The following is a 13,606-nucleotide window of genomic DNA, read 5'->3' on the forward strand; positions in this document are numbered from 1 at the left end:
ACATACTCCTGATATAAAAATCAGGAATATCTCATAAGTTATTTGAAATTAACAATTTTTAATGCGTTTGCCCTGGGTCACCCCCCTACTTATAGGCACTTTTTAAAAAAAGTGCCTATAAGTAGGGGGGTGACCTAAAATCTAAATGAACTGATTAATTACTTGATTCGGTACTCAGCAGAACGAGCATGAGCCGTTAAGCCTTCACCATGAGCCAGTGTCGAAGCGATCTTACCCAACTCGGATGCACCATCGGCAGAACAACCAATCAGTGAAGAGCGCTTCTGGAAATCATACACCCCTAAAGGTGATGAGAAACGAGCAGTTCTTGATGTTGGCAGTACGTGATTCGGACCAGCGCAGTAATCACCTAAGGCTTCAGCCGTGTAACGACCCATAAAGATCGCACCAGCGTGCTTGATACGCTTAGCCACTTCTTCTGCATCATCAACAGAAAGCTCTAAATGCTCAGGAGCAATGTAGTTTGCGATTTCGATCGCATCATCCATATCTTTCGCCTGAATAACCGCACCACGGCCTTGTAATGACGCTTTGATGATCTCGGCTCGTGGCATCTCTTCAATCAACTTGTCGATGCTTTGCATAACGCTTTCGATGAAATCCGCATCCGGTGAAACCAGAATAGATTGTGCATCTTCGTCGTGTTCCGCTTGCGAGAATAAATCCATCGCAATCCAGTCTGGATCTGTCTTACCATCACAAACCACTAAAATCTCAGATGGACCTGCGATCATATCGATGCCTACGGTGCCAAATACCATACGCTTTGCCGTAGCTACATAAATATTACCTGGACCAACGATCTTATCAACCTGCGGTACGGTTTCAGTACCATACGCTAATGCAGCAACTGCCTGAGCACCACCAATCGAGAATACACGATCGACATTGGATATCGCAGCAGCAGCGAATACTAGTTCGTTTACCTCATCATCAGGCGTTGGTACAACCATGATTAACTCAGGTACACCCGCAACTTTAGCTGGAATCGCATTCATCAATACTGATGAAGGATAAGCGGCTTTACCGCCGGGTACATAGAGACCCACTTTGTCTAATGCAGTAACTTGCTGCCCTAGCACCGTGCCATCTTCTTCGGTGTAGCTCCATGAATCCATGGTTTGGTGTTCAGCATAGCTTTTGATGCGCGCTGCTGCTTTTTCTAAAGCCGTTCTTTGCTCTGCAGTAATATTTTCAAGTGCTTCCTGTAAGCGAGATTGTGGAATCTCTAACTCTGCAAATGAGGTTGCCTGCATGCGATCAAATTTATTGGTGTATTCAATGACTGCTTTATCACCATTGGATTTAACATCAGCCAAGATTCCGTTAACCGTTTCGATAACACTATGATCAGACTCACTATCCCACGCTAGGCGCTTATCAAGCTTCTTCCAGAAATCAGTTTCGTTTGTGTTTAATCGTTGGATATCCATAATATTTCTTCTGTTTAATACGTTTCAGTATGTGTTTTTACTGATTCAAGGTACGACGTTTCGCAACAGCTTCTGCTAACTCACGCAATACTGTCTCAGTTGTTTCCCAATTAATACACGCATCTGTGATGCTTTGTCCATAGGTTAAATCATCGAGGTTTTTGCCTTCGCCATTCTGATTTCCTTCAACCAAATGACTTTCGATCATGACACCGCAGATTCCATGCTCTCCACGAGCAATTTGTCCGGCGATATTATGCGCAACCTTCGGCTGATTTTTGAAGTCTTTATTGCTGTTAGCATGACTAAAATCAACCATGAGTTTTTTACTCAGACCTGCTTTCTCGAGTTGTTCTAATGCTTCAGACACACTTACTTCGTCGTAGTTCGGTCTACGACCGCCGCGTAAAATGATATGACAATCATTATTACCTTTTGTGGTAAAAATCGCAGAATGACCAGCTTTAGTCAAAGACATGAAGTGATGAGAATGCGAAGCTGATTTAATCGCATTAATAGCAATATCTAAATTACCGTAGGTGCCATTTTTAAAACCGATTGGACAGGACATGCCAGACGCTAATTCACGATGACCTTGTGATTCCGTGGTACGTGCACCAATAGCGCCCCAAGAGATCAAATCTGCGACATATTGCGGCGAGATTAAATCCAGGTATTCTGTCGCTGTTGGCATTCCCTGCTCTGCCAGGTCTTTCAATAAGCTTCGCGCTACACGTAAACCTTTATTGATATTAAATTTACCCGTTAAATCAGGATCGTTGATCAATCCTTTCCAACCCACACTGGTTCGAGGCTTCTCAAAATAAACGCGCATCACAATGTGTAAATCATCGCTTAATTCTTCGCGCATTTTTGCCAGACGCGCAGCATATTCCAAGGCCGCTTTAGGGTCATGAATAGAACATGGGCCAACCACTACCAGCACACGATCATCTTTATCATGCAAGATATCATGAATCATATTACGCGCGGTAAAGACTGTTTCTGCCGCTTTATCTGATAGAGGATAATCCTCTAATAAAGTAGCTGGAGAATGTACTTCTGTTTCGCCCATAATACGTAAATCGTCTGTTTGGTATTTAGTTTCTGTACTCATAGAGATAGTTTCGCTTAAGTAATTTGTATGTGTGTAGTTCTGTATTCTTTGTGTATTTTTTCAATAACGCTTGGCTTGTCTAAGATTCAAAGGTTATTTTCGTAACAATTTTAATTAACCGCTTGTTTAAGCTGATCAAGTAATGTGCTTAATCTTTGGTGTTTGGTTTTCATAGACGCCGTATTAACGACTATTCGAGAGCTAATATCAGCCATGTGCTCCAACGGCACTAAACCGTTAGCTTTTAATGTATTACCGGTATCAACCACATCCACGATAATATCTGCAAGACCAACGATTGGAGCGAGCTCCATAGAACCATAAAGTTTGATCAATTCGATTTGACGACCTTGTTCAGCAAAATAATTACGTGTGCAATTCACAAATTTAGTCGCTACTTTTAATTGTCCTTCAGGTAACGGTTTGTCAGCGAAACCCGCAGTCATCAATTTACAACGCGCGATTTTTAAATCGAGCATTTCATATAATCCTTCACCACCGTGTTCCATTAACACGTCTTTACCTGTTACACCTAAATCAGCGGCACCGTACTGTACATAAACAGGTACATCGGTCGCTCTGATAATGACTAACTTCACATCATCATGATTGGTATCTAAAATTAGCTTCCGACTAGTTTCAGGATCATCCAGTGCTTGTATACCAGCGGCTTCTAAAAGAGGCATAGTCTCTTTAAAGATACGGCCTTTGGATAGTGCTATTGTTAAGGTTTCTTTCATAAGATGAATTATATCTATCTAAATTTAAATAAAGGTTACTAGCTTCGCTTGATCTTGGCGCCGATCTTGGTCAACTTTTCTTCAATCTTTTCATAACCACGATCAGTATGATAAATACGATCAACGATGGTTATACCTTTAGCCGCCAAACCCGCAAGAATTAAACAGGCAGAGGCACGAAGGTCAGTAGCCATTACCGGAGCGCCTCTTAATGAAGGCATGCCTGCAACTATTGCCGTATTTCCTTCAAGACGAATATTTGCACCCATACGCATAAGCTCCGCAACATGCATCATTCGGTTTTCAAAGATGGTTTCGACCACCACCCCAATACCTTCTGAGACACAATTCATTGCCATAAACTGTGCTTGCATATCGGTAGGAAATGCTGGATGTGGTTCAGTTCGAATGTCTACAGCTTTTAATTTGCGGCCACGCATGTCTAATTCAACCCAGTCTTTACCGACTTCGACACTAGCGCCACATTCCCTGAATTTTTGTAAAACAGCATCTAGTGTTTCTGGTGCAGCATTTACACATCTAACCTTACCACCGGTAATAGCGGCGGCTGCTAGATAAGTGCCTGTTTCAATTCTGTCTGGCAGTACCGAATAATCGATTCCTTTTAGTTTTTTTACGCCTGTAACAGTAATGGTATTAGTACCTGCACCCGTTATTTTAGCGCCCATGGCGATTAAGCAATTGGCAAGGTCTACGACTTCTGGTTCACGCGCGGCGTTTTCAAGAACTGTCGTGCCTTCTGCGAATACCGCAGCCATCAATAAGTTTTCTGTACCGGTAACGGTGACAGCTTCCATCACAATGGTTGCACCTATAAGCTTATCTGCTTTAGCACGAATGAAACCTTCATCGACAGTGATCTCAACACCCATAGCCTCTAAGCCGGTTAAATGGATATTGACCGGACGACTTCCGATGGCGCAACCGCCAGGAAGAGATACTTCAGCGTAACCGTATTTAGCTACAAGAGGACCAAGTACCAAAATAGAAGCTCGCATGGTTCTAACGAGTTCATAAGGAGCAACCTGGTTTTTGATGGTTGAGGTATCAGTGGTGATATTATTGTCTTTGTCGATATTTACAGTGACGCCCATGCCTTCTAGCAAGGATGCCAATGTAGCAACATCTTTAAGACGTGGAACATTACGAATAGTCATCTTCCCATCCGCTAATAATGCAGCTGCCTGTAAAGGCAAAACAGCATTCTTTGCACCTGAAATTACAACTTCACCTTCTAATGGTGTACCACCTTCAATCTGGAAAACCTGCATGAACGTATCAGCCCTAAAAGCAAAAGGGTGCATAATAACGAATTATGATGATTAAATGCACCTTTAATACACGATTAATGCGTTAAAAACCTTTATTAAACGTTGGTATTTTGAATTTTAACTATTGCGGACAAACGTTAAGGCTTTTTGCTAAGAAATATTGTACGGAAGTACGTTTTTTAGACGGTAGGTTTCGACCAAAGACTTGGCCTGATCTGGGAGGTTGGTGATTGAGAATTGCTTGTTATTCTGGTCACAGGCTCTTTTCCATTCGACCAATAAAGCGATACCCGCACTATCGATTCGAGTAACTTCGGAACAATCAAAATTGAATGTTGCATCAGCCGTTTTGAACTGGGTTTTCATCAAGGCCATACTTTTTTCAAGCAACGAAGAAGCACTTGAGTAAACAAGTGCTCCCGTTATTTTAAACCCATCGCTACTAACGACTATTTCTGAAGCTTTACTATTGGTGGGTTCATTATTTAGATTATTCACAGCGTTTTCACTTAGGGTTAGTCATAAATTAACTACTAATATCAGCTATTAACTGCCACTTTTTTCAATTCTTGTAATTAATGATTCCAAACCACTTGTACTCGCTTCACGGGTAAAGTTAGTACGAAAGTTGGTGATTAGGTTAATTCCTGCAATCTCTACGTTATAAGCTTTCCAGACTCCGCCGACATTACGAACACTGTAATCCGCTTTAATCGGTGCCGCACCTTTTGGAGTCACTACTGTCCGAACAAGTACGTAACCAGGCTTACTATTTGGTACAGAATTTACACCTTTAATATTCGCTCCCTTATATTTAAGCATCGACTTTGCGTAGCTTTTAACTAACATTTCACGAAATGCATTGATAAAACGTTGACGTTGTTGAGGTGTCGCTGTTCTCCAGTGTTGACCCAATGTCAATTTAGACATTGCATCAAAATCAATTAGTGGCAATATTTCTCTTCTGACCATGGCATTTAATGCATTGATATCAGTGCTATATTGAGCTTCGTTTTTCTCAAGTAAATTAACGACACTACTTGTAACATCTACCACTTTCTTCTCAGCAACATCAACATCACTCGCCCAAACTGACGTTGTAAAAGTTACAAGCATTAGCAAAAAGGCCATTTTTTTAGTATGCGCCATAAGCTGCTTAGCGATTGAATTAATCATTAAATCTTTCCTATTTAAATTAGATACTTATTAGTTTCTTTATAGAGACTAAAGTTCATCAATTATTCTTTTGGTTACAAAAAGTTACATATACTTACAATTATTTGGTTGTAAGGCTAACCAGTACTTTTCCTATTATTTCTTCCAATACTACGGCTGATTGAGTCAACTGGATCACACTGCCTTCTTTTAATGATACTTCTTCAGCGCCAGGTTCTAATGAAACGTATTGCTCACCGAGTAACCCCGCAGTGTAAATACTCGCCTGTGTATCTTCTGGCAAGTAATCGTATTGAGGATCAATCGCCATGACTACCGTCGCTCTAAATGATTTTTTATCATAAAAAATCTCAGTCACTCGACCGACAGTTACGCCCGACAAAGTAACCTTTGCTTTAGTTTTTAGGCCTCCAACATTACCGAACTTTGCAGTAACGTTAAAACCTTTATCAGCGCTAAAACTGGATATGTTACTAACATTCATTGCTAATGCAAAAAGTGCCAGCACACCTAGTACGAATAAAGCACCTACTGTAATTTCAGCTGTTCTTGAAGAACCCATAATAAAACCTATCAATAATTATTTTTTTAAAAGTTTGAAAACATTAACGCAGTAAGAATAAAATCGAGCGCCAATACTGCCAATGCCGAATAAACGACGGAATTAGTCGTCGCTCTGCTGACTCCTTCAGAAGTTGGCATCGCATTATATCCCTGGAATACGGCAATCCAGGTGACAACAAACGCAAACACCACACTCTTGATGATTCCGTTAACGATATCGTGTCTAAATTCAACCTTACTCTGCATTTGTGACCAGAAAGAGCCATCATCTACGCCTAACCAAACACTACCTACCAGATAACCCGAATAGATTCCGATAGCCATAAATATTATAGTTAAAATAGGTAGCGTAATTAAGCCTGCAAAAAAACGTGGAGCAATAATTCTTCGAACTGGGTCAACTGCCATCATTTCCATACTGGCGAGTTGTTCAGTGGCTTTCATTAAACCAATTTCTGCAGTTAACGCTGAGCCGGCACGACCTGAGAATAATAAAGCACTTAACACCGGCCCTAATTCTCGAATCAAAGATAACGATACTAGTAGCCCGAGTGACTCTTCCGCGCCAAAGTCTACCAGTGTTATATAACCTAAAAGACTCATTACCATTCCTACGAATATCGCAGAAAAAATAATGATAAGCATCGATAGTACGCCAACCGAATAGAGCTCACGCACAAACACTTTAGGTCTGAGTAGAACGTCTTTTAAACCCAACAAAACATTGAATAAAAATAGCGTAGCTTTCCCAAGATTAGAAAGCGTATCGATAATATGTGCGCCAGTTGTTTGCAAAAAATTCAGCATCAGATATCACCATCCAGCAAATCTTGCGTGTAATCACCCGCAGGATAATGAAATGGCATTGGTCCATCAGGTTTACCATTCACAAATTGTTGTACAAATTCAGAATCTGAATTCATTAATTCTTCAGGAGAACCCGCTGCAACGATTATACCTTCTGACAAGATACACACATGATCAGCAATTGAAAAAGTTTCGCGAATATCATGCGACACAATGACACTGGTAAGCCCCAGCGACTCGTTCAGTTCTTTAATCAAAGTAACAATCGTTCCGAGGGTAACAGGATCTAGCCCGGTAAAAGGTTCGTCATACATCATGAGTAATGGATCTAAAACGATAGCTCTAGCCAGTGCAACTCGACGTTTCATACCACCAGATAGTTCTGAAGGCATTAAATCTCTGGCACCACGCAATCCTACTAACTCGAGTTTCATCAGAACGATGTCGCGTATCATTGATTCGGTAAAATCATAATGCTCGCGAATCGGAAACGCGATATTCTCGAACACGCTTAAATCCGTAAGTAAAGCACCGGACTGAAACAACATACCCATGCGTCTGCGCGCTTTGTATAGTTTTTCTCTATTCAATTTTGGAATTTCTTCGCCAGCTACTTGTACGCTGCCGCTACTAGGTCGTAACTGTCCACCAATCAAGCGCAACAATGTTGTTTTGCCTGTACCACTAGGTCCCATAATTGCGGTAATTTTACCTTCTGGAATTTCTAGACTGACACCCGTATATATTTCACGTCTTGGGTTCCATGAAAAATGTACATCTCGGATACTAACTAACGAATCTGACACTGTATTTTGCCTGTGTTTTCCTGTTTATACTGATGGGTTTTATTGATACAAAAAGCTACATAAACAACTATTTATATAGCGATATAAAATTTTTCGTGAATGATACGGATGTTTGGTCGTATTTACCAGTAAGCCTGTGATAATTATGATATTAGGTATGGAAGAATTGATTTAACACACCGCCCTACTTTTAGAGGGTTTTTTTCATACTTTATTTATCTAAATATCTATAGAAATGACATTGAAAGTTTACATTTACAGAGTCTGTATATTATCGAAAGCGCTTAAAAATCAATCATCTTATTTTAAAAACTTCTTCTAAGCTCTATTTGTTAAAATCTCTTTAACACCGGGTTTGTTTTCAAAGATTTCTTCTTCTGTTAAACCTTGTAACTCGTGCGGAAACACCAACCACTTATCTGTCTCATACAAATAATAATCCGGAACTCTTTCCGTTTTATTATTATTTGGCTTATACCAAGGTGTAGCGATACGAATATCTTTGGGAGTATTACGTCTGGACTTGATCAGTAATGTATCGACAATTGCCTGAATACTACTACCAGAATCAAATACATCATCGACGAGTAGCAGCTGATCTTCATAGTTTATGTTCTGAATAATATAATCCAATCCGTGCACCTTGACCTTTTTGTGCTGTTTGCCGATACCATAGTAAGAAGAAGTACGAATCGCAATATGATCAGACGGTGATCCTAAATACTCAAGAATCTCCTGAACAGAAATCCCCACAGGCGTTCCACCGCGCCAAACACCTACGATAAAGTCTGGTCTAAAACCACTATCGTAGATTTTGGCACCTAATTTATAGGAATCCAGTAATAGTTCATCGGCGGAAATGTAATATTTACTCATAGAGAAATTGCTCGTCTTTGGCGTTAGATGCTATGACACATAAAAATGACATAACGAATTAGAGTCAAAATAAGTTTTATAAAAGGGGGATAATAAAATAAGGCAATCTAAATAGCGATAAATTGACGGAGATTAAGCAATTAACTGGCTTAACCAGAGATAACCATCAGGTAATGTATTAATTGAAGACAAACCAACGCATAAACCCCAGCGACAATATCATCGACCATAATACCCAAACCGCCTTCAACTTTTTTGTCTAAGATCGAAATAGGCCAGGGTTTCCAGATATCAAACAGACGGAATAAAGCAAAACCGATAATTACCCATAGCCATCCAGCGGGTGCTGCGATCATCGTTACAAAAAAACCTGCAAACTCATCCCACACAATACCTGAATGATCATGCACACCGAGTAATTCTGAAGACTTATCACAGATCCAGATACCGACAATGCAAACAACTGCCAGAATCCCTAAATAGATGGGTAGTGATTGGGTTTGGATTATTAAATAAAGCGGTATCGCCATCAGCGTACCAAAAGTCCCTGGGGCAAAAGGCGCTAAACCACTACCAAAACCAAATGCTAAGAAATGTACGGGGTTGGTCATCACCTTGCGATTAAGGTCAGGTATTTTGGGATTCTTACTAGTCATTATTTCGCTTTAATCTCTGCTGTTTTCGTCACGGATATCATCATTAAAATGGTTGTATCCATTTCCACGTAAATTCATACCATTGGGATCTAGAATAACACCTATTTCCTGCTTTTCACTTTTAGGTTGAGAAATGACTTCACCAATCATGGTTATATGAGTAGTTAATTTTTCAGACACTGCTTGCATAAAGGCTTCGCATTTGTAACTCGGCACAGTGAAAAGCAATTCATAATCATCGCCACCATTTAAAGCGTATTGAATCGCTTTATCTTTCGGTAGCTTTTTTAAACTATCAGATAAAGGAAATTCAGAAGGATTTATAACAGCAGATACTTGTGATTTTTTTAAGATATGACCCAAATCTTGTAACAAGCCATCAGAGACGTCAATGCAGGAGGTGGCGTATTGTTTAATCACTTCGCTTTCTTCAAGTCTTGGAGTTGGATAATTCAGTCTTGCTTCACAGATGGCTTTATCTTCACTTGCAAATTCGACGCCTTCACTAGCTAAGTCACCTTGAATTGAAGCTAATCCAACAGCTGCATCTCCAGGCGTTCCTGTGACAAATATCTTATCATCTGGTTTTGCACCACTACGTAGTAATGATAGATTATTTTCTACCGTACCCATGACCTGAATACTGATTGCAAGTGGACCACGGGTAGTATCACCACCGACCAAACTCACTGAGGTTTCATTCGCCAGTTTTTTAAGGCCAGAACTGAAAGCTTTTAACCATGCATGATCTGTACCAGGAAGCGTTAGCGCCAGAGTAAACCATTTGGCTTTTGCACCCATCGCTGCCAAATCGCTCAGATTAACAGCTAGTGCTTTATGCCCAACCGCTTCAGCAGGTGTATTTTCAGGAAAATGTACACCCGATATGAGTGTATCGATGGAGGTTACTAATTGCTGATTGGGTTCTAATTGAAGTACAGCGGCATCATCGCCAATACCTGTTACAACACCGTTTTTATCGCCAGTAGGATCTGAATCATTATCCCAACGGAAATAGGTTTCTATAAGATCAAACTCACCCAAGGATTAACTTTCCTGTTGGCGAAGTTTGTTTCCCAGCTTATCCAAAACACCATTGATAAATTTATGTGCCTGATCTGCACCAAATTTTTTGGTTAAGTTAACTGACTCGTTAACTACTACTTTGAAAGGCACTTCTGGATGATTTAGTAATTCACAGGTCGCTATACGTAATGCGGCTCTTTCGATTTGATCGAGGTGATCTGCTTCTCTATCGAGAAAAGGACGAAACTCTGAATCTAGTTTTTCATTGTTTTCGATGGTGAATTTAACCAATGATTGAAAATATGCCATATCTGCTTTGCGCATGTCTTTTGATAGGTCTTTATCTTCCTGTAAGCCCAGATAAATATCTTCATACGAATTCTGAGTCATCTGCCATTGATAAACAGCGATTAGGGCTAATTTCCGTGCTACACGACGCTCGGAAATATATTGGTTTTTCTTATCAACAGGCATTATTACGACTTCATTTAAATTTTAAAAGAACATATCAAAGTAAAATTAAATAATACTTTGATTACAACAGAACATATTACAACAGAACTTGGCTTTCTAGATTAACTAAGCTTTCTAAACTTTAGAGAGAGACTAGTCTTTTACTGGATAAGCTTTAACTGGATCTAGCCAGATTTATTTAAACTTCTTCAATAATGAAGTCATTTCGATTGCAGTAACAGCAGCTTCTGCACCTTTATTACCCGCTTTGGTACCCGCACGCTCTATGGCTTGCTCGATAGAATCAGTAGTTAAAATACCATTGATAATGGGTAATCCTGTATCGAGTGCAATTGTTGCCAAGCCTTTTGCAGAAGCGTCAGCCACAATATCGAAATGAGGCGTGCTGCCACGAATAACCGCACCTAAAGCAATTACTGATTCGTATTTTGCGCTATTCGCCATTGCCTGAACCATCACGGGCAATTCAAAAGCACCAGGCACACGTACGATTTCAATATCTTTGTCTGCAACACCGTGGCGTTGTAAAGTGTCTACTGCACCTTCAACCAGACTTTCGACGATAAACGAGTTAAAGCGTGCAACGGCAATACCAAACTTTGCTTTTCCAGGGTTAAAGTCACCGGCAAACTCTTTAATTGAACTCATATCTTTTAATCCTATACTTTTATCTTATTCATTCCCTACTTTTTGCAAACTAATCATAATTTAAAAAAAGTGCCTATAAGTAGGGGGGTGTGTTTTGTTAACTATTTTAACAGTAAATGTAAATGAGCATTAGTCAGATAGCTTTACTCAGAGACATATTCAACTATTTCGAGGCCAAATCCTGCTAAACCATGGAAATGCTTAGGCGCACTCATCACGCGCATTTTGGTAACGCCAACATCACTTAAGATTTGCGCACCGATACCGAATGTTTTTAATGCAGTTGGAGACGATTCGTCGTATTCAGCCTGCTTCTCGTGATTCACATCGATTTCTCTTAAACGATCAAGGAAACTTCCAGAACTAGCACCACGCAGCACCACGATAACGCCCTGCTCTTCACGCTCCATAATTTGCATCACATCACGTAAAGGCCACGAACAGCCTTCTTCCTGAAGCGATAACATGTCGCATAAGGTATCTTCTACATGTACACGTACCAATACCGGTTCGTTTTCTTTCACTTCGCCTTTTACCAAGGCTAGATGCGTACGTTGACTAGCATCGTCTTTGTAACCAATAACTTTGAATTTTCCAAATTCAGTTTTTAACTCAGCTTCGTGTTTACGTACGATAGTCTTTTCATTCTGAACACGGTAACGAATCAGTTCTTCGATAGTGCCAATTTTTATATTATGTTTTTCTGAAATTTTGAATAGATCATCACGACGCGCCATGCTGCCATCTTCATTCAAAATCTCAACAATGGCAGCAGCAGGTTCCAGACCGGCTAATCTCGCCAAATCAACACCCGCTTCAGTATGACCCGCACGCGTTAATACGCCGCCGGGTTGTGCCATTAATGGAAAGATATGACCAGGTTGCACAATGCTCTTACTGGTCGCATCAGGCGCCACCGCCGCACGAATTGTTAAAGCACGATCGTAAGCTGAAATGCCGGTAGTAACGCCTTCAGCGGCTTCAATAGACACCGTAAAATTGGTGCTAAACTCTTCATTATTTTCAGCAACCATCAACGGAAGAGCCAATTGCTTACAACGCTCTGCGGTAATAGGCATACAGACTAAACCACGCCCATAAGTGGCAAAAAAGTTGATATCTTCCGTTCTAACTTTAGAAGCAGCCATTAAGAAGTCGCCCTCGTTCTCACGATCTTCATCGTCAACGATAATGACCATTTTGCCTTCGGCAAGGTCTTCTATTATTTCTTCTATGCTATTAAAATTCATATAATTAACTTCGCGCTACAAAACCGTTTTCGGCTAAATATTCTTCTGTAATGGTTGACCCTTTTACACTTCCTTCATTTAGCGCACCACCTTGCAGTAAACGCTCTAAATAACGGGCGATAACATCAACTTCTAAATTAATTTTTGTGCCCGCTTGATAGGCACTTATAACGGTTTCTTGTAAGGTATGAGGGACGATATTGATTTCAAAATAAACACCATCAACACGATTAACAGTGAGGCTAACACCGTCAATGGTAATTGAACCCTTGGCAGCAATATAACGCGCCAGATCATCAGGCGCTTTGATACGAAAATGCTCTGATCGTCCATCATTACGTCGAGATTCAACTTCACCCAGACCATCCACATGACCACTGACCAAATGGCCACCCAAACGAGTATTGAGGGTTAATGCCTTTTCGAGATTAACCGGAGAACCTTTTGATAAACCACCAAGTGATGTCAAAGAGAGCGTCTCTCTGGAAACATCCGCGGTAAAGCTATTTTCTGTCATCGCAACCGCAGTTAAACACACGCCATTGACTGCAATGCTATCGCCCAACTCAACGTCACTCATGTCTAACTTTCCGGTATTCACAATCAAAGAAACATCGCCGCCTTTGGGCTGAAGATCTGAAATAGTACCGATTGATTGAATGATGCCTGTAAACATGTGTTAATTTCTACTTTCTACGAATGGTTTATTACGATTGAAAA

Annotated in this window: 16 protein-coding genes; all 16 read right to left on the bottom strand. The window is 40.4% G+C overall.

Annotated elements, in window-relative coordinates; genetic code table 11:
• Positions 1–158: 158 nt before the first annotated feature.
• The 16 genes from hisD to Q1A31_RS16695 all read right to left on the bottom strand — a co-directional run bounded on the left by hisD (position 159) and on the right by Q1A31_RS16695 (position 13,562).
• The gene (gene hisD, locus Q1A31_RS16620) at positions 159–1,457 is read right to left on the bottom strand and encodes a histidinol dehydrogenase (RefSeq protein WP_299879483.1); all 1,299 of its coding nucleotides are present in this window, start codon (positions 1,455–1,457) and stop codon (positions 159–161) included.
• 34 nt (positions 1,458–1,491) lie between these two features.
• A complete protein-coding gene (locus Q1A31_RS16625) occupies positions 1,492–2,571 on the bottom strand; it encodes a 3-deoxy-7-phosphoheptulonate synthase (RefSeq protein ID WP_299879349.1) in 1,080 nt (359 codons plus the stop codon).
• Positions 2,572–2,681: 110 nt separating this feature from the next.
• Positions 2,682–3,311 (bottom strand): ATP phosphoribosyltransferase, encoded by a 630-nt coding sequence (gene hisG, locus Q1A31_RS16630; RefSeq protein WP_131905434.1) that lies wholly within the window; start codon positions 3,309–3,311, stop codon positions 2,682–2,684.
• 38 nt (positions 3,312–3,349) lie between these two features.
• A complete protein-coding gene (gene murA / locus Q1A31_RS16635; protein WP_299879356.1) occupies positions 3,350–4,603 on the bottom strand; it encodes a UDP-N-acetylglucosamine 1-carboxyvinyltransferase in 1,254 nt (417 codons plus the stop codon).
• Between the two features lie 150 nt (positions 4,604–4,753).
• Positions 4,754–5,101, bottom strand: a complete 348-nt coding sequence (locus Q1A31_RS16640; protein WP_299879359.1) for a lipid asymmetry maintenance protein MlaB — start codon at positions 5,099–5,101, stop codon at positions 4,754–4,756.
• A gap of 48 nt (positions 5,102–5,149) precedes the next feature.
• On the bottom strand, positions 5,150–5,779 hold the full coding sequence (locus tag Q1A31_RS16645) for a phospholipid-binding protein MlaC (protein WP_299879362.1): 630 nt from the start codon (positions 5,777–5,779) through the stop codon (positions 5,150–5,152).
• Positions 5,780–5,879: 100 nt separating this feature from the next.
• Complete coding sequence (gene mlaD, locus Q1A31_RS16650; protein ID WP_299879365.1) at positions 5,880–6,341, bottom strand: outer membrane lipid asymmetry maintenance protein MlaD; 462 nt, start codon at positions 6,339–6,341, stop codon at positions 5,880–5,882.
• A gap of 26 nt (positions 6,342–6,367) precedes the next feature.
• Positions 6,368–7,150, bottom strand: a complete 783-nt coding sequence (gene mlaE, locus Q1A31_RS16655; RefSeq protein WP_299879368.1) for a lipid asymmetry maintenance ABC transporter permease subunit MlaE — start codon at positions 7,148–7,150, stop codon at positions 6,368–6,370.
• Positions 7,150–7,956 (bottom strand): ABC transporter ATP-binding protein, encoded by an 807-nt coding sequence (locus tag Q1A31_RS16660; protein ID WP_299879371.1) that lies wholly within the window; start codon positions 7,954–7,956, stop codon positions 7,150–7,152. The genes mlaE and Q1A31_RS16660 overlap by 1 nt, the downstream gene beginning before the upstream one ends.
• A gap of 318 nt (positions 7,957–8,274) precedes the next feature.
• Positions 8,275–8,832 carry a phosphoribosyltransferase gene (locus Q1A31_RS16665; RefSeq protein ID WP_299879374.1) on the bottom strand — a complete coding sequence of 186 codons (558 nt, stop codon included), beginning with the start codon at positions 8,830–8,832 and terminating at the stop codon, positions 8,275–8,277.
• Between the two features lie 149 nt (positions 8,833–8,981).
• A complete protein-coding gene (locus tag Q1A31_RS16670; RefSeq protein WP_299879377.1) occupies positions 8,982–9,488 on the bottom strand; it encodes a phosphatidylglycerophosphatase A in 507 nt (168 codons plus the stop codon).
• Between the two features lie 9 nt (positions 9,489–9,497).
• On the bottom strand, positions 9,498–10,532 hold the full coding sequence (thiL, locus tag Q1A31_RS16675; RefSeq protein WP_299879380.1) for a thiamine-phosphate kinase: 1,035 nt from the start codon (positions 10,530–10,532) through the stop codon (positions 9,498–9,500).
• 3 nt (positions 10,533–10,535) lie between these two features.
• A complete protein-coding gene (gene nusB / locus Q1A31_RS16680) occupies positions 10,536–10,988 on the bottom strand; it encodes a transcription antitermination factor NusB (protein ID WP_299879383.1) in 453 nt (150 codons plus the stop codon).
• A 174-nt stretch (positions 10,989–11,162) separates the two neighbouring features.
• Positions 11,163–11,636 (bottom strand): 6,7-dimethyl-8-ribityllumazine synthase, encoded by a 474-nt coding sequence (gene ribE, locus Q1A31_RS16685; protein WP_131905442.1) that lies wholly within the window; start codon positions 11,634–11,636, stop codon positions 11,163–11,165.
• A 143-nt stretch (positions 11,637–11,779) separates the two neighbouring features.
• Positions 11,780–12,886: a bifunctional 3,4-dihydroxy-2-butanone-4-phosphate synthase/GTP cyclohydrolase II gene (ribBA, locus tag Q1A31_RS16690; protein WP_299879387.1), complete on the bottom strand. Its 1,107-nt coding sequence runs from the start codon at positions 12,884–12,886 to the stop codon at positions 11,780–11,782.
• 4 nt (positions 12,887–12,890) lie between these two features.
• Entirely contained in the window at positions 12,891–13,562 is a 672-nt protein-coding gene (locus tag Q1A31_RS16695; protein WP_299879390.1) for a riboflavin synthase, read from the bottom strand.
• Positions 13,563–13,606: the final 44 nt, after the last annotated feature.

This window comes from uncultured Cocleimonas sp., assembly GCF_947495625.1.
Classification (GTDB): domain Bacteria; phylum Pseudomonadota; class Gammaproteobacteria; order Thiotrichales; family Thiotrichaceae; genus Cocleimonas.

What these genes read in the sequence shown, in the direction of transcription:
- nusB (WP_299879383.1), bottom strand. Translation starts at nt 10,988, where the DNA reads ATGCCTGTTGATAAGAAAAACCAATATATTTCCGAGCGTCGTGTAGCA.
- mlaE (WP_299879368.1), bottom strand. Translation starts at nt 7,150, where the DNA reads ATGCTGAATTTTTTGCAAACAACTGGCGCACATATTATCGATACGCTT.
- ribBA (WP_299879387.1), bottom strand. Translation starts at nt 12,886, where the DNA reads ATGAATTTTAATAGCATAGAAGAAATAATAGAAGACCTTGCCGAAGGC.
- Q1A31_RS16645 (WP_299879362.1), bottom strand. Translation starts at nt 5,779, where the DNA reads ATGATTAATTCAATCGCTAAGCAGCTTATGGCGCATACTAAAAAAATG.
- mlaD (WP_299879365.1), bottom strand. Translation starts at nt 6,341, where the DNA reads ATGGGTTCTTCAAGAACAGCTGAAATTACAGTAGGTGCTTTATTCGTA.
- murA (WP_299879356.1), bottom strand. Translation starts at nt 4,603, where the DNA reads ATGCAGGTTTTCCAGATTGAAGGTGGTACACCATTAGAAGGTGAAGTT.
- Q1A31_RS16695 (WP_299879390.1), bottom strand. Translation starts at nt 13,562, where the DNA reads ATGTTTACAGGCATCATTCAATCAATCGGTACTATTTCAGATCTTCAG.
- ribE (WP_131905442.1), bottom strand. Translation starts at nt 11,636, where the DNA reads ATGAGTTCAATTAAAGAGTTTGCCGGTGACTTTAACCCTGGAAAAGCA.
- Q1A31_RS16625 (WP_299879349.1), bottom strand. Translation starts at nt 2,571, where the DNA reads ATGAGTACAGAAACTAAATACCAAACAGACGATTTACGTATTATGGGC.
- Q1A31_RS16665 (WP_299879374.1), bottom strand. Translation starts at nt 8,832, where the DNA reads ATGAGTAAATATTACATTTCCGCCGATGAACTATTACTGGATTCCTAT.
- Q1A31_RS16670 (WP_299879377.1), bottom strand. Translation starts at nt 9,488, where the DNA reads ATGACTAGTAAGAATCCCAAAATACCTGACCTTAATCGCAAGGTGATG.
- hisG (WP_131905434.1), bottom strand. Translation starts at nt 3,311, where the DNA reads ATGAAAGAAACCTTAACAATAGCACTATCCAAAGGCCGTATCTTTAAA.